Origin of the sequence: Flavobacterium difficile, assembly GCF_011392115.1 — a bacterium.
GTDB lineage: Bacteria > Bacteroidota > Bacteroidia > Flavobacteriales > Flavobacteriaceae > Flavobacterium > Flavobacterium difficile.
Genome location: NZ_JAAJBT010000002.1, coordinates 183,774 through 199,425, shown reverse-complemented (window position 1 = coordinate 199,425; position 15,652 = coordinate 183,774). Strand labels below are relative to the sequence as shown.

The window sequence follows — 15,652 nt, the reverse complement described above, 5'->3', positions numbered from 1 at the left end:
ACACTTATTCATTAGGCACATGTTTAGATACAAATTGAGTGGCAGTACTATTCCAAGAATTTGTTAATTGATTTTTTTCCTGATCAAACTTCGAATTGATGTTATTGAAATTATTAATTTTCACATTAACATCTTTAACCATTGCGTTAAAATTATCAACTTCTTCTTTGGTTCTATCGGCTGGCTTTTTCTTTTCAATATTCAATTTAGCGGCTTCAAACTTTGTATTGAACATAAAAAAATCAATAATCACAGGAATCTGTTCCACAGTTGTTTTTTTGTATAACTCTAAACTTTTTTTTGTACTATTAATTAAAGATGCATCATTTTTAAAAGGCTTGATCGCTTTTATTTTTTCCAAACCTTCCTCTACATAAGAAGCTAAAGAACTTGAATTTTGTTGAATTGCTGATAAATCCTTAGCTAAAATAGCTTTTGATAGATTAGAATCTGTAACATTACATTTAAAAAATATCAAATATAAAACACTTCTGTACTCAAAAACCTCATTAGATAATTTCATTTTTTTTCCTAATTCTGATTGTGCTTCAGAAATTGTAATGTTATATTTTAATGCAAAACTCTTTTGTCCTAAATTAAGTTTTTCATGTTCGTCATCCATACGTTGGTTCACTAAATCTTGCATTTTAACATACGCTTCCATAAAATCATACGATTGATCTGAAACTTCTTGTAAATCGATAATTTTACTATAATCTTCAGTAATTATAATTTCAGAAACTCGCAAATATTCTAAAATAATATCTCTAAATTCAACATCGCCTTTGTATCCGTCTTTCAACTTTAAAATATTAAGCTTAGCATTCTGAATACTTTTAATTAAATTTTTTCGAGTATTTTCAATTTTTCTCCCACTTGTAGAATGTGCAATAGTTTTGGTATATTTCCAAGTTTCTTTTGTAATATTTTCTTCTTGTTTTCCAATATATTGCAAATATTCAACAGGTGTTTTAAATTCTTGACTGAAAAGAGAAGTCGTAATAAAAAAAAGAGTAAAAAAAGTAAGTTGTTTCATTAAAATTTATTTTTTGTTAATTAATTCGTAAAGTATGTTTGTAGCTTCAAATAAATGACCATTATTTTTAGCTGCTTTCATTTTATCATTAAAATCGATTTTTAAATCCTCGTCAAAATTGATCGTATCCAAATCGTAGGTTGTAAATAAAACATTCAAATTAAAATCGGTTGTATTTAATTTTTCAGTTTGCTCATAAATAGCATCTAGAGAATGTACATCGTCAAAAACGTTTTTAAATTTCAACAATACTTTTCTTTCATTCTGATTTACGTATTGATAAACCTTCTCATTAATTTCCTCAATTTCTTTAAAATAAGGATGCACTTTTATTCTTTCTAAACTATTTTTGATGGCTGAAGAAAAATCATTTTGCACTATTTTAAAAGTAGTAGCTACATTCAAAGTATCGTTTTGAAGTGCGTATTTTTCATCTTTTTCCTTTGGCATTAAATCATTAAACAGCGATGGAATTTCAATATGTGGTTGGACGCCTACACGCTGATTGCTTAACCCATTAATTTGATAAAACTTCTCAATAGTAATTTTAGCAAACTCGGTACTATTTATGTTTTGCTGAAGTGGCATAATAGTTTGCATAGTACCTTTTCCGTATGTTGCATTCCCCAAAATAATGGCCCTGTTATAATCTTTTAATGTATTGGCAAAAATTTCACTTGCAGAAGCTGAAAGTCCGTTAACTAAGACAACAATTGGATCTGAATACACAACTCCTCTATTGAAATCTTTTAAAATTGTAGGTTTATCCGATTTACTAGAAACAACAGTAACTGGTCCGAAATCGATAAACATGCCTACTAATTTGACACATTCTTCAATACTTCCACCGCCATTAAACTCTAAATCTATAACTAAACCTTTTATGTTATTTTCTTTCAGTTTAAAAATTTCTTTAAAAACATCGTTACTTACAGGATTATTTCCAAACTCATCATAGTAAAAACTTGGAATTTTAAGGTAACCCAATTTAAAATCATTCCCTTTGTCGATGACTAAACTATAAGCAGTATTGTTATAATTTTTAATTTTACTTTTAAGCAAGTTAGACGTATAAATCGTCCCATTTTTTTTTCTAAAAGTTACTTTTACTGTAGTAATTTTTGCATCATTTAAGAGCTTGTTAATTTTTTCAAAAGTGCTGCAATTGATTCCAATTTCTTCATTTTTGGTATTGAATTTTAATATTTGATCACCAACACTAATATTTTCATCTGCATAAGATGAGGAACCTGCAATAATTTTACCTACAAAAAGTTCTTGTTTTTCATTCACTTCAATAAGGATTCCAAGTGAAGTATCGCTAGAATTTAAAGCTGTAGTAAATTCATTTTTTTCTTCAATTGATAAATAAGTAGAATGCGGATCGAAATATGCACAAAATGACTTGTAAAAATCTGCGAAAAAAATATCTTTTAACTTAGGATTATTTATTAGATTTTCGACTTTACAAATTTCATTGGAAAATATTTTCTCTATCGTGCTCAATTTTAAAGACGGCATTACATTTAATAACGAATCTTTATTTTTACTTTGCTTCGCAATTTCTTCATACACATCAAAAACGATTCTTTTTTTGATGATTTTCTTTAAAATCGCTTCGTTCTCAAAAAAAGATCTGGCTTCTTTGGTAAAAGTAAGAGTGTCTTTAGTTTCTAATCCAATTTCTTCTTTTTTAATTTGATTTAATACTGTTAAATTTCTTTGTAAACCTTGCTTATAAGCCAAGAAAATTTCTTCTAAAAAATCGCATTTAGAGGAAAGTATATAATCATCAATATGGTTTTTGTGTCGATTTAAAACTTGTATTTCCGGCTGAATGAAATACATGTTTTTAGGATCGATGTTTTGTAAAAAATCTGTGAAAACAGCTTCAGAAAAAGCATCATTTAAAACTTTTGGTTGGAAATGATGTGTTTGTAATAAGGAAGAAATCGACTGAACGGTTTTACAGGCATTCTCTGAATTTTGTGATAATCCAGAGAATGTTGTAAAAAAAAATAAAAAAAGTAATTTATACATATTATTTCTTCAAAAATGGCATTTTAACCACTTTTGCTTTGATATCTTTATTTCTAATTCTGATATAAATTTCAGAATCTGGAGTAGAAAATTCTGTTGGAACATAGCCCATACCAATTGCAATTCCTAAAGAAGGTGATTGTGTTCCTGAAGTTACAATTCCAATTACATTTCCATTAGCATCTGCAATTTCATAATCGTGACGAGGAATGCCTCTATCTACCATTTCAAAACCAACTAATTTCTTAGAAACACCTGCTTCTTTTTGTTTCTTTAAATTTTCAGAATTCGTAAATTCTTTATCAAATTTTGTAATCCAACCTAAGCCAGCTTCTAAAGGTGATGTAGTATCATTAATATCATTTCCGTATAAACAGAATCCCATTTCTAATCGTAATGTATCGCGTGCCGCTAAACCAATTGGTTTAATTCCGAAAGCTGCACCTGCTTCAAAAACTTTTGCCCAAATTGTTACGGCATCTTCGTTTTTAAAATAAATCTCAAATCCGCCAGAACCTGTATAACCTGTTGCTGAAACAATCACATCTTGTTTTCCAGCAAATTCACCAATTTGAAACGTATAATATCCCATATTTACTAAATCAATTGAGGTCAAACTCTGCATCGCTTCTGCAGCTTTTGGACCTTGAATCGCTAATAAAGAATAGGCATCAGAAAGATTTTGCATTTCCACGCCTAAATCGTTGTGAGAGGAAATCCAATTCCAATCTTTTTCAATATTAGAAGCATTAACTACTAACATATAATGATTGTCTGCAATTTTGTAAACAATTAAATCATCCACTATTCCACCCTCATTGTTTGGTAAACACGAGTATTGCGCTTTGCCATCAACTAATTTGGAAGCGTCATTTGAAGTCACTTTCTGAATTAACGCTAAAGCATTTTCACCTTTCAAGAAGAATTCGCCCATATGAGACACATCAAAAACACCAACTCCGGTTCTTACGGTTTCGTGTTCTATGTTTACTCCTTCATATTGCACAGGCATGTTGTAACCTGCAAATGGAACCATTTTTGCTCCTAAACTTTCGTGAATAGCTGTTAATGCTGTATTTTTCATTGTGTTTTTATGTAAATTTATAAGTTGCTAATGTATTGAAAATTCCTAAAAAAAGAAATGAAAAAGACGATTATATTATCAATTTAAGAAAAATCAGTAATTATTTTTAATAATTGTTGGATTTATAGATTTCTTTATGGAATTTTGGCATCTAAAACTATACAAATGCATTTCATAGATTCGTCATTACTTACAATAGATAAGGTAAAAGAAATTATTTTAGAAGAAAAAAAACTGGCACTTTCAGAAGAAGCTACTTCAAAAATTGAAAGATGTCGTGTTTATTTAGATGAAAAAATGGCTTCAAATTCTGATGCGATTTACGGAATTAACACCGGATTTGGTTCTTTATACAATATCAAAATATCGACAGAAAACCTTACTAAACTTCAAGAAAACTTGATGAAGTCTCATGCTTGTGGTACAGGTGAAGAAGTACCGCACGAGATTGTAAAAATCATGTTATTATTAAAAATTCAATCGTTAAGTTACGGTCATTCTGGTGTGCAATTGGCAACCGTTAATCGTTTGATTGATTTTTACAATAACGATATTTTACCTGTAGTTTATACGCAAGGTTCGTTGGGAGCAAGTGGCGATTTATCTCCATTAGCTCATTTGTGTTTGCCTTTAATTAATGAAGGAGAAGTGTATTATGATGGATTTCGTCAGCCCGCACATAAAGTCTTAGAAAAGTTAAACCTATCGCCTATTACTTTGAAATCGAAAGAAGGCTTAGCGTTATTAAATGGTACTCAGTTCATGAGTGCTTATGGTGTTTATAATTTAATTCAAGCAGATAAATTATCACAATTAGCCAATATTGTCGCAGCGGTTTCATTAGAAGGTTTTGATGGAAGAAAAGAACCTTTTAACGAATTAATTCATTTAGTTCGACCACATAAAGGACAATTAGCAACTGCTACACACATGTTAGAATTATTGGAGGATAGCGAAATTATCGCTCAACCCAAAAAACACGTACAAGATCCATATTCGTTTAGATGTATTCCACAAGTTCACGGAGCTTCTAAAGATGTAATTGATCACGTAAAAAAAGTATTCACAACAGAAATTAATTCGGTAACAGATAATCCGAATATTTTTGTTGGAGAAGATGAAATCATTTCTGGAGGAAATTTTCATGGTCAACCTTTAGCGATGTCGTTAGATTATTTAGGAATAGCATTAGCCGAATTAGGAAGTATTTCGGAAAGAAGAACCTATCAATTGATATCTGGTTTAAGAGAATTGCCTGCGTTTTTGGTTAGCAATCCGGGATTGAATTCAGGATTTATGATTCCTCAATACACAGCTGCTAGTATTGTTAGTCAGAATAAACAATTGGCAACACCAGCAAGTATTGACAGTATTGTTAGTAGTAACGGACAAGAAGACCATGTGAGTATGGGAGCAAATGCAGCAACAAAAACCTTAAAAATTGTAGAAAATTTAGAGCGTATTTTAGCAATTGAATTATTCAACGCTTCTCAAGCTATTGAGTTTAGAAGACCTTTAAAATCTAGTGATTTCATTGAATCATTTATCAAAACGTACAGAGAAGAAGTGCCTTTAGTTACAGAAGATCGAATTTTACATTACGATATTGAAAAATCGATTCACTTTTTGAAAAGCTTTCAAGTAGAAGCGTAAAAAAGAGCCAAGTAAAAAGTAAAAAGAACAATGTCAAGTAGTTTGAGTTGACTAAAATAAATTGAAAAAGGCAAAAGTTGAATTATTCGAAACTTTTGCCTTTTTTGTTTTTTACTTGATTCCTTTTACTTGGCTCTTTTTACCTGGCTCTTTTTACTTGGCTCTTTTTACTTGGCTCTTTTTACCTGGCTCTTTTTACTTGGCTCTTTTTACTTGGCTCTTTTTACTTGGTTTTTCTAAACTATCTCAAAAACACCAACACAATCCCAATTATTGCTGGAACGCCTTGCATAAAAAATATTTTTTTCGAAACTGAATACCAACCATACAAAGCGGCAACTAAAACACATCCTAAAAAGAAGAAAGCAATATTTTTACTCCAAATGACATCGGAAATAAACAAAGACCAAAGCAATCCTGCAGCTAAAAATCCGTTATACAAACCTTGATTGGCTGCTAAAGTTTTCGTAGGTTCAAACAAATGTTCGGGTAAAGTTTTAAATACTTTTTTTCCAGTTGTAGTCCAAACAAACATTTCTAACCATAAAAAATAGATATGAAGTAAAGCTACAATTACAATGCTAATCTTAGATACAATTTCCATAGTTACTTGTTTCTATTTTTTAGTAAATAAACCATAATTGTGGCGCCAAAAATGATTTCTAAAACCACACCGATATTGAATATCAATGTAGCACCAGGCCAATGCATAATTTTAAATAATGCGCCGACAGCTACAATAAAACTGCAAGCAATAATGACAAGCAGCAGTTTTCTAAACTTATTATCCATTACCTTATTTTTTGTGATTTCTTTTGTGTTTCGTTTGTATTAGACTTTCATCGCCAGAAATAACGCTAATACTTCCATTAATTTCAAGCATCGCTAATTTTACATGTTTGTAATTTTCTACGCCGTGTTCTCTAATAACCTCATCTAGTTCCTCAGACGTAATGTCTAATTTTGAAAGAATTTTAAAATCAATGATGCCATCATGAATTAAAATTTCAGGTTTTTCTTGAATTAAATTTTTAACAAATTCTGATTTCAGCATTACTTTCTTAAAAACATAATTGATTAAAAACAAAGAAAACGCGGCTATAATTCCACCTTCAAGCGATACATCACTTCCAACCATGGCGTTTTGAACCGCATTACTAATCAATAATATTAAAACAATGTCAGAAGCATTTAGTTGAGATAACTCTTTTTTACCGAAAATGCGCAAGGCAATTACCATAAAAAAATAGACACAAATACATCTTATAACAATGTCTATGTAAGGGTTCATTTAGATTTTTTTAAAATAATTCTGATCAAAGTAATAATGGCAACTGCTTCACAAAGAGTTCCAACAATTAAAAGTACATTACTATTAGGCCAATGCATGATTTTAAAAAGCGCACCAACAATTGTAATAAGCATTCCTAAAAGGAATAAAACCAAAGGGATTTTATATTTAGTTGCCATGAATCAATTATTTAAAATTTTTCTCAATAGCTTTAATCATTTCGCCAGCAATATCCTTTTGAGTAGCGCCTTCAATTCCTTCTAAACCTGGAGAAGAATTCACCTCTAACAATAATGGTCCTTTAGTAGAACGAATGATATCCACACCAGCAACTTTTAAATTCATCGCTTTGGCAGCTTTTATGGCAATTTTTTTCTCGTCTGATGTCACTTTTACTACGGAAGCCGTTCCTCCTAAATGAATATTGGCACGAAATTCTCCTGGTGCAGCTTCACGTTGCATGGCTGCTACTACTTTACCATCTACAACAAACAAACGCAAATCTTTTCCATTCGCTTCTTTGATGAATTCTTGCACTAAGATATTGGCATTTAAACTTTTAAAAGCGTTAATTACAGATTCAGCAGCTTTTTTAGTTTCCGCTAAAACTACACCTTTACCTTGTGTTCCTTCTAATAATTTTACGATTAAAGGCGAACCACCAACCATTTTTATTAAATCATCTGTATCTAAGGGCGAATTGGCAAAACCAGTAGTTGGAATATCCACACCATTATTTAATAACAATTGTAAAGAAAATAATTTATCTCTAGATTGAGTAATCGCAGCTGCATTGTTTAAAGCAAATACTTTCAAAGCTTCAAATTGGCGGGTTAAAGCACAACCATAATACGTCATACTTGGACGAATACGTGGAATTATCGCATCGAAATCACTCAAAACTAATCCACCTCGATAATGGATTTCTGGATTAGAAGCGCTTAATTTCATGTAACAATATTTGATATTCAAGAAATGCATTTCATGTCCGCGCATTTCACCAGCTTCTATAATTCTTCTGTTGCTATATAATTCTGGATTACTGGCTAAAAGTCCAATTTTTAATCCTTTTTTACTTGGTTCGCTGTAATAATATTCTTTTAAACTTTCTGTTGAAGGTTGACCTAATTCAAATTTCTTTTCCGGATCGACAATTAATCTTCCGACCATTGCCTCTCTACCCAACAACATTCTGAAACCCATAGAATCTCTGTTAGTTAGGGTAACTTCAACTTGCCAATTATGATTTCCTAATTCAACATCTGTTCGAATAACGTATCTTTTTTCTCTTGTTCCGTTAGAACTTTTTACAATTCTCTGATCGACTAATTGCGCTTCACAATGAATAATGGATTTCGAGTTATTTTGAATCGGATTGATATCAAATTTTAACCATTCGTTACCATTCTTTTCAAAAGTTTTGATATTGATAGCGTGTAATGCTGAAGTTTTTGCTCCAGAATCGACACGTGCTTTTATCGCTGGAATTCCTAATTGTGGAAACGAGCACCATTCTTCACTACCAATTAACGTTTTATCTTGCATTTGAATTTATTTTGAAATCTAAATTACTATTATTTTTTAGAATATGATTGCGATTCTATTATTTTTTTGGAAACACATTATCTTCTTTTTTCACATCTGCCATCAAATCACTTGGATCAATGATTACAGATTTAACAGCTCCTTTTTCCATAGCAATTTCAATTGAATAAGTAGGAATTGCCCAATCCCAACCTCCTAAAATAGTTCTTGTTAAAGTTGGAAATGGATTTACTTTTTCCCAACGCATTAAGGTATTTGGAATGTAAAAATATTCCTTCGTGCCATTTTCAAATTCAACAATTAAATCGATTGGCATTGGCATTCTACCTTTTCTTTCTAATACAATTTTATTATTTTCTACCGATTTAATAGCGTAATCAATTGTGTTTGTGGTTTGTGTCCACTCATTTAAATACCAATCTAAATTCGCACCAGAAACTTTTTCAGCGGTTCTTTTAATATCATTTGGAGTGGGATGAGTAAACTTAAAATCCGTATAATATTTCTTAATTGTTTTTTGAAGATTTTCTATACCAATCACATATCCCAATTGTGCCAAGAAAACTTCACCTTTACTGTAAGCACCAATTCCGTAAGATTGATTTAAATCGTACCTGTCTGCATGAGTTGTTAATGGTTGTTCTTTTCCAGAATTGGCTAAAAAAGTATAACTTTTATAGGAATCAGCAAATGGATTTTCAGGCTCTTTTGGTGGTAAAATTTCGTTCATTGCTAAATTTGAAATAAAAGAAGTAAAACCTTCATCCATCCAACAATGTTTTAATTCGTTAGTAGCCAAAATATGTTGAAACCAAGTATGCGCTAATTCATGAGCGGTAACTCCAACCAAACTTCCAAAACTTCTATTTCCGGTAATTAAAGTACACATCGCATATTCCATTCCACCATCTCCACCTTGAATAACGGAATATTGTTTATATGGATATTGTCCGATATTTTTATTGAAATACGCTAATAATTCAGCGGTTTTAGGTTGCAATTTTTTCCAATTTTCTAAATTCTCTTTTTTGTTTTTATAGAAAAAATGCAATTCTGTTTCGTTTTCACCCATAATTTTATCGTGAATGTATTCGGCATCAGCACCCCAAGCAAAATCATGCACATTTGGAGCTATGAAATGCCAAGTTAGTGTTTTAGTTCGTTTTGGATATTTAACAACGATACCAGCATCTTCATATCCTTTTCCTATTTCATTTTTATTTTGAAGATAACCCGTAGAACCAATGGTATAGTCTTTATCAATTGTAATTTTTACATCGAAATTTCCCCAAACTCCGTGAAACTCTCTCGCAATATAAGTATCAGCATGCCAGCCTTCAAAATCATATTCAGCCATTTTCGGATACCATTGTGTCATAGACAACGCTACATTCTCTTCTGAATTTCTTCCAGAACGACGAATTTGAAGAGGAACTTGCCCATCAAAATCTAAGGTAAACTTAGAAGACGATTTCGGTAAAATAGCTTGAGGCAAAGTAACTTCTAAAACCGTTCCTACGACTCTAGTTTGCGCAGAAACTCCGTTTTGTTTAAAGTTAGTAACGTTTAAAAACCCAATTTCGTCAGGTTTTAAAGTGCTAATTCTACTTTCTTTAACCTCTTTATTTTCTTTCATAAATTTACGAACCATACGTTTGTCTGGATCCGAAATCGCTTGTAAACGCATGTCCATGGCACTTCCTGGTTGAAATGCATTGGGATATAAGTGATAAAATACTTTCTTTAAAGTATCAGGAGAATTATTGGTATAAACCAATTCTTGACTTCCTTTATATTGGTATTTTTTGACATCCATATTTACGTTCATTTTATAATCAACGTGTTGTTGCCAATAACCTGAATTGGGATTGTTTTGAGCAAATGAAAATCCTGCAACAAGAACAAACATTGTGGTAATTAATTTCTTCATAAGAGATAATTTGGTATAAATAAGAAAACCACAAAGATAAACGTGAAGTTTAAACTTTGTGGTTTTTTAACTAATAAATAAGATTATTTTTTAGATTTTTTCTCAGCCAATAGTAAAGCATTAAATGCGTTTACAATTTTACCTGTTTTAGAAATATCTGAAAACTTTGCTTTATGCTTATCCTCACCAACTGTAATCGTATTGCTAAGCGAAGTTCCACTTTCTAAAATAATTTGTTTTACTTCACTAGCTGTTAAATTTGGATAATAAGAACGAATTAAAGCCGCAACACCGGCAACATTTGGAGAAGCCATTGAAGTTCCTTCTAAATATTCGTAGGTATTTAAAGGCGTGGTAGCATAAATTTTTACACCTGGCGCAAATATATCTACATTATTTTTCCCATAATTTGAAAAACTCGCTACTAACTTACTTCCATAGTCAACATTTAAAGCACCAATAATTAAAACATTATTAGCAAATTCGGGAGCATTATCATAAGTATCATTCGGATATTTATTTGTAACATCTAAATCGTAACTCTCATTTCCTGCTGCGATTACAACTAATACATCTTTTGACTCTGCATATTTTATCGCATCAATAACCCATTCTTTATTTTGAGAAAAATATTTACCAAAAGAACCATTAATTACTTTTGCACCATTATCTACTGCATATCGAATACCTAAAGCAATATCTTTATCGTATTCATCGCCATTCGGAACTGCACGAATCGCCATAATTGAAACTGTACTTGCTACACCGTCTCCTCCTTTTTTATTACCTCTAACTTGTGCAACTACACCAGCCACGTGAGTACCATGTTTAGCTTCCTTTGGATCTGGTCCTACCACATTATTATTACCATATTTTTTATCGGTAATATCATTTGGATTGTCACCAACTACTTTTCTACCCTCAAAATTAACATTCAAATTATAGTTTAATTGTCCGTAAACATAGTCATTATATTCTACCATTTGTTTGTCGAATTCTGCTTTAGGAGTACCTGTTAAAATTTGAGAAAACATAGCTTTTGCTTGTAACAAACTTTGATCAGTAGTTTGAATTTTCTTAACTTCTTCAAGAGTAAAATTGTCTTTTTTCAAATGCGCTTTAATTGCTTTTTCTGCATTTAAAATCATGTCTAAATACTGCTTATCATCTTGTAAGCCTTTAATCTTGTTTTCTAATTCTGCTTTTGCTTTATCATAATCAGGCGTGTTTGGCCCTTTTTTTACAATTCGAGTCAATTCTAATTGTTCATGAACAGCATCACCCAAAAAATTCCAGCCATTGATATCATCAACATATCCGTTTTTATCATCGTCGATTTTATTACCAGGAATTTCTTTCGGATTGGTCCAAATTACAGCTTTCAAATCTTCGTGATTGATATCAATTCCGGAATCTACAATTCCAACAATAACTTTTGTAGGTTTTTTGCCTTTTAACAATTCTGCATAGGCTTTGTCTACACTCATTCCTGGTATTGTATCTTTAACTAAATCTAAATGGCTCCAACGTTTTAAATCTTTTTCAGATAAAGGTGTTGTTTTTAAGGGCATTCTATCGATATTTTCAACAGGAACCGATACCATTTTTGAAGCGGAACCACATCCTACTAATGTGATAGATAAAGCATAAACTAAATGTAAAGGTCTATAAATCAATTTCATATTATTATTTTATTTGGGTTTTTATAAGTATTTTAATTACCAATCATTTAAAAAATCTCTTCACAAGTAAAGACTTCTTTCAATCGAACACCTTTTTCAGTTCGTTCCACTGTAATGATTTGATTGTGGGCGTCATGCTCTAAAAATAAATAATAGTTGTTATCTGCAGCAGCATTCAAGAACTTTGCTTTTTCATCTAAAGTTAAGAGCGGACGCGTATCATACCCCATTACATATGGAATTGGAATATGACCGGCAGTAGCTAATAAATCTGCACAAAAAACAATTGTTTTTCCTTTGTAATTGATATGAGGTAACATTTGTTTTTCGGTATGACCATCAGCAAAAAATATACCAAAACCCAATTCGGAAGTTGTTAAAAAATCTGAATTGGGTCGGTTAATGAACTTTAATTGTCCACTTTCCTGCATAGGTAGTATGTTTTCCACTAAAAAAGAAGCTTTTTCACGAGCATTAGGTTTTGTAGCCCAATCCCAGTGGTTTTCATTTGTCCAAAAATTAGCGTTTTTAAACGCAACTTCATACCCAGTTTTATCTTTATTCCAAACTACAGAACCACCACAATGGTCAAAATGTAAATGCGTCATAAATACATCTGTGATATCGTCTTTATGAAATCCGTATTTTGCTAATGATTTATCTAAACTTGCATCGCCCCAAAGTGAATAATATCCAAAAAATTTATCAGATTGTTTGTCCCCCATTCCATTATCAATAAGAATAAGTTTATTTCCTTCTTCAATTAACAAACATCTTGCAGCAATATCGATAAGATTATTTTCATCTGCAGGATTGGTTTTATTCCAAATTGTTTTGGGCACAACGCCGAACATAGCGCCTCCGTCTAATTTAAAATTTCCAGCTTCTAAAGCATATAATTTCATGGCATTAAATTTTTAGCCAAATTACAAAAAAATCAATAAACGAAAACTATAAACATATAAGTTATAAAAATGTTATCAAACCTTGTAAAAAGGATTTTATGGTTTATCTTTGCAGATAATTTAGACAGATTTAAAATAAAAATAATCAAGTTATGATAAAAGTATCAGAATCAGCAAGTAAAAAAATTGTAACGATGATGACTGAAGACGGCTTTGATGCTGTAAACGATTTCGTTCGTGTAGGTGTGAAAAGCGGCGGTTGTTCTGGTTTATCTTATGAATTGAAGTTTGATAAAGAAATTGGGGAAAACGATAAAGTTTTTGAAGATAATAATGTAAAAATTGCCGTTGAAAAAAAATCATTTTTGTATTTAGCAGGAACTATTTTAGAATATTCTGGTGGTTTAAACGGAAAAGGATTTGTATTTAATAATCCAAATGCACAAAGAACTTGTGGATGTGGGGAAAGTTTTTCGTTATAAAGAATCGAAAAAAGCAAAAAATAAAAATAATCTAAAATATGGCAAAATATAATTCATTTGTGGAAATGGAAGTTTATCAAAAAGCTTTACAATTTGGAGTAAAAGTTTATAAATTGACCTTATCAAATGAAAAAATTGCTAAAGATTATGGTTTGAAAGACCAGTTGCAAAGAGCGGCTTTATCAATCTCTAACAATATAGCTGAAGATTTGAACGTGAAACAAAAAAGGAATTAATAAGATTCTTATATATTTCAAAAGGTTCTGCTGGAGAATGTAGAAACATGTTTAACTTTTTACAGCTATTAGAATATACTAATAACGATAATTTTTATGACTATAGAAATAATGTTTTAGAAATTTCTAAGCAACTTGGAAACTATATTAAGTATTTAAAAAATTTAGAAAAACAAGATAATCAAAATCAAAAAAGTCAAAAAGATAAAAAATAAATTAACTTGATAAAATAGCTTAATAAATTTTTTAGATTTTTAGATCTTTTAGATCTTTTAGATAAAACAATGAGTAAATACACAGAAGACGACTTAAAAGTCGAGTTAGAAAATAAAGAATACGAATACGGATTTTACACCGAATTAGAATCGGAAACGTTTCCTGTTGGTTTAAATGAAGACATAGTACGTGCGATTTCTAAAAAGAAAAACGAGCCAGAATGGATGACCGAATGGCGTTTACAAGCTTTTGCAGCATGGAAAGAAATGGAAGAACCGGAATGGGCAAATGTAAATTATACCAAACCTGATTTTCAAGCTATTGCTTATTATTCGGCGCCAAAAAAATCGGATCCAAACAAAACCTTAGATGATGTAGATGCGGAATTATTAGAAATGTACAAGAAATTGGGTATTTCTCTTGATGAACAGAAAAAAATGAACAATATCGCCATGGATATTGTGGTAGATTCTGTTTCTGTAGCTACAACATTCCAAAAAACTTTAGGAGAAAAAGGCATTATTTTTTGTCCGATTTCTGAAGCCATTCAAGAACATCCAGAATTAGTTAAAAAATACTTAGGTTCAATTGTGCCTCAAAAAGATAATTTTTATGCCGCTTTAAATTCTGCTGTTTTTTCTGATGGAAGTTTTTGTTACATTCCGAAAGGAGTAAAATGTCCGATGGAATTATCCACGTATTTCCGAATCAATCAAGGTGGAACGGGACAATTTGAAAGAACGTTAGTTATTGCAGACGAAGGAAGTTATGTATCGTACCTTGAAGGTTGTACAGCTCCAAGTCGTGATGAAAATCAATTACATGCTGCCGTTGTAGAGTTAATAGCATTGGATGATGCTGAAATCAAATATTCAACGGTACAAAACTGGTATCCTGGAAATAAAGAAGGAAAAGGTGGCGTTTTCAACTTCGTAACTAAAAGAGGTTTGTGTGAGAAAAATGCAAAAATATCTTGGACACAAGTAGAAACTGGTTCAGCAGTAACTTGGAAATATCCATCTTGCGTATTAAAAGGAGATAATTCTATTGGTGAGTTCTACTCTATCGCAGTAACGAATAATTTCCAACAAGCGGATACTGGAACCAAAATGATTCACTTAGGAAAAAATACGAAATCGACTATTATTTCTAAAGGTATTTCAGCAGGTAAATCGCAAAACAGTTACCGTGGATTGGTTCAAATTAGTAAAAACGCAGACAACGCTCGTAACTTTTCGCAATGCGATAGCTTATTAATGGGTAATAATTGTGGTGCACATACTTTTCCGTACATAGAAAGTAAAAATACTACTGCAAAAATTGAACACGAAGCTACCACTTCAAAAATTGGAGAAGACCAAGTGTTTTATTGTAACCAACGTGGAATTCCTACAGAAAAAGCAATTGCTCTGATTGTAAACGGTTTCAGTAAAGAAGTATTAAACAAATTACCAATGGAATTTGCAGTGGAAGCTCAGAAATTATTGGAAATAAGTTTAGAAGGTTCAGTAGGATAAATTTGTTTCAAGTTTCAGGTTTCAAATTTAACCTG

14 protein-coding genes and 1 pseudogene are annotated in these 15,652 nt (G+C 31.3%); 4 read left to right on the top strand and 11 right to left on the bottom strand.

Going from position 1 to position 15,652, the window contains the following annotated elements:
- Nucleotides 1-4: 4 nt before the first annotated feature.
- Genes G4D72_RS03810 through gcvT form a run of 3 tightly spaced genes read right to left on the bottom strand, consistent with a single transcriptional unit; the run spans nt 5 to nt 4,160 of the window.
- Nucleotides 5-1,036: an LIC11966 family surface protein gene (locus G4D72_RS03810; protein ID WP_166076290.1), complete on the bottom strand. Its 1,032-nt coding sequence runs from the start codon at nt 1,034-1,036 to the stop codon at nt 5-7.
- A 6-nt stretch (nt 1,037-1,042) separates the two neighbouring features.
- Entirely contained in the window at nt 1,043-3,076 is a 2,034-nt protein-coding gene (locus tag G4D72_RS03805) for a S41 family peptidase (RefSeq protein ID WP_166076289.1), read from the bottom strand.
- A 1-nt stretch (nt 3,077) separates the two neighbouring features.
- The gene (gene gcvT, locus G4D72_RS03800; protein WP_166076288.1) at nt 3,078-4,160 is read right to left on the bottom strand and encodes a glycine cleavage system aminomethyltransferase GcvT; all 1,083 of its coding nucleotides are present in this window, start codon (nt 4,158-4,160) and stop codon (nt 3,078-3,080) included.
- Nucleotides 4,161-4,325: 165 nt separating this feature from the next.
- Here gcvT and hutH point away from each other — a divergent pair, with 165 nt between their 5' ends.
- Nucleotides 4,326-5,813: a histidine ammonia-lyase gene (hutH, locus tag G4D72_RS03795; protein ID WP_166076287.1), complete on the top strand. Its 1,488-nt coding sequence runs from the start codon at nt 4,326-4,328 to the stop codon at nt 5,811-5,813.
- A 241-nt stretch (nt 5,814-6,054) separates the two neighbouring features.
- On the opposite strand, the gene G4D72_RS03790 is transcribed toward hutH, so the two are convergent.
- From G4D72_RS03790 to G4D72_RS03755, 8 genes are all read right to left on the bottom strand, one after another.
- A complete protein-coding gene (locus tag G4D72_RS03790) occupies nt 6,055-6,417 on the bottom strand; it encodes a DUF1304 domain-containing protein (protein ID WP_166076286.1) in 363 nt (120 codons plus the stop codon).
- Between the two features lie 2 nt (nt 6,418-6,419).
- A complete protein-coding gene (locus G4D72_RS03785; protein ID WP_166076285.1) occupies nt 6,420-6,605 on the bottom strand; it encodes a GldL-related protein in 186 nt (61 codons plus the stop codon).
- A 4-nt stretch (nt 6,606-6,609) separates the two neighbouring features.
- Nucleotides 6,610-7,104: a DUF421 domain-containing protein gene (locus G4D72_RS03780; protein WP_166076284.1), complete on the bottom strand. Its 495-nt coding sequence runs from the start codon at nt 7,102-7,104 to the stop codon at nt 6,610-6,612.
- The gene (locus G4D72_RS03775) at nt 7,101-7,283 is read right to left on the bottom strand and encodes a GldL-related protein (RefSeq protein ID WP_166076283.1); all 183 of its coding nucleotides are present in this window, start codon (nt 7,281-7,283) and stop codon (nt 7,101-7,103) included. Before G4D72_RS03775 ends, G4D72_RS03780 begins: the two co-directional genes overlap by 4 nt.
- Before the next feature lie 7 nt (nt 7,284-7,290).
- The gene (gene rimK, locus G4D72_RS03770; protein WP_166076282.1) at nt 7,291-8,649 is read right to left on the bottom strand and encodes a 30S ribosomal protein S6--L-glutamate ligase; all 1,359 of its coding nucleotides are present in this window, start codon (nt 8,647-8,649) and stop codon (nt 7,291-7,293) included.
- A gap of 58 nt (nt 8,650-8,707) precedes the next feature.
- Nucleotides 8,708-10,579, bottom strand: a complete 1,872-nt coding sequence (locus tag G4D72_RS03765) for a M1 family metallopeptidase (protein ID WP_166076281.1) — start codon at nt 10,577-10,579, stop codon at nt 8,708-8,710.
- Between the two features lie 83 nt (nt 10,580-10,662).
- Nucleotides 10,663-12,261, bottom strand: a complete 1,599-nt coding sequence (locus G4D72_RS03760) for a S8 family peptidase (RefSeq protein WP_166076280.1) — start codon at nt 12,259-12,261, stop codon at nt 10,663-10,665.
- A 47-nt stretch (nt 12,262-12,308) separates the two neighbouring features.
- Nucleotides 12,309-13,166, bottom strand: coding sequence for an MBL fold metallo-hydrolase (locus G4D72_RS03755; RefSeq protein ID WP_166076279.1), 858 nt, complete (start codon nt 13,164-13,166; stop codon nt 12,309-12,311).
- Between the two features lie 152 nt (nt 13,167-13,318).
- Between G4D72_RS03755 and G4D72_RS03750 the strand changes: the two genes are divergently transcribed.
- From G4D72_RS03750 to sufB, 3 genes and pseudogenes are all read left to right on the top strand, one after another.
- Nucleotides 13,319-13,648, top strand: a complete 330-nt coding sequence (locus G4D72_RS03750) for a HesB/IscA family protein (protein WP_166076278.1) — start codon at nt 13,319-13,321, stop codon at nt 13,646-13,648.
- Between the two features lie 38 nt (nt 13,649-13,686).
- Nucleotides 13,687-14,099: pseudogene (locus G4D72_RS13385) on the top strand (four helix bundle protein).
- A gap of 69 nt (nt 14,100-14,168) precedes the next feature.
- Nucleotides 14,169-15,617: a Fe-S cluster assembly protein SufB gene (gene sufB / locus G4D72_RS03735; protein ID WP_166076276.1), complete on the top strand. Its 1,449-nt coding sequence runs from the start codon at nt 14,169-14,171 to the stop codon at nt 15,615-15,617.
- Nucleotides 15,618-15,652 lie beyond the last annotated feature (35 nt).

What these genes read in the sequence shown, in the direction of transcription:
- G4D72_RS03810 (WP_166076290.1), bottom strand. Translation starts at nt 1,036, where the DNA reads ATGAAACAACTTACTTTTTTTACTCTTTTTTTTATTACGACTTCTCTT.
- G4D72_RS03805 (WP_166076289.1), bottom strand. Translation starts at nt 3,076, where the DNA reads ATGTATAAATTACTTTTTTTATTTTTTTTTACAACATTCTCTGGATTA.
- gcvT (WP_166076288.1), bottom strand. Translation starts at nt 4,160, where the DNA reads ATGAAAAATACAGCATTAACAGCTATTCACGAAAGTTTAGGAGCAAAA.
- hutH (WP_166076287.1), top strand. Translation starts at nt 4,326, where the DNA reads ATGCATTTCATAGATTCGTCATTACTTACAATAGATAAGGTAAAAGAA.
- G4D72_RS03790 (WP_166076286.1), bottom strand. Translation starts at nt 6,417, where the DNA reads ATGGAAATTGTATCTAAGATTAGCATTGTAATTGTAGCTTTACTTCAT.
- G4D72_RS03785 (WP_166076285.1), bottom strand. Translation starts at nt 6,605, where the DNA reads ATGGATAATAAGTTTAGAAAACTGCTGCTTGTCATTATTGCTTGCAGT.
- G4D72_RS03780 (WP_166076284.1), bottom strand. Translation starts at nt 7,104, where the DNA reads ATGAACCCTTACATAGACATTGTTATAAGATGTATTTGTGTCTATTTT.
- G4D72_RS03775 (WP_166076283.1), bottom strand. Translation starts at nt 7,283, where the DNA reads ATGGCAACTAAATATAAAATCCCTTTGGTTTTATTCCTTTTAGGAATG.
- rimK (WP_166076282.1), bottom strand. Translation starts at nt 8,649, where the DNA reads ATGCAAGATAAAACGTTAATTGGTAGTGAAGAATGGTGCTCGTTTCCA.
- G4D72_RS03765 (WP_166076281.1), bottom strand. Translation starts at nt 10,579, where the DNA reads ATGAAGAAATTAATTACCACAATGTTTGTTCTTGTTGCAGGATTTTCA.
- G4D72_RS03760 (WP_166076280.1), bottom strand. Translation starts at nt 12,261, where the DNA reads ATGAAATTGATTTATAGACCTTTACATTTAGTTTATGCTTTATCTATC.
- G4D72_RS03755 (WP_166076279.1), bottom strand. Translation starts at nt 13,166, where the DNA reads ATGAAATTATATGCTTTAGAAGCTGGAAATTTTAAATTAGACGGAGGC.
- G4D72_RS03750 (WP_166076278.1), top strand. Translation starts at nt 13,319, where the DNA reads ATGATAAAAGTATCAGAATCAGCAAGTAAAAAAATTGTAACGATGATG.
- sufB (WP_166076276.1), top strand. Translation starts at nt 14,169, where the DNA reads ATGAGTAAATACACAGAAGACGACTTAAAAGTCGAGTTAGAAAATAAA.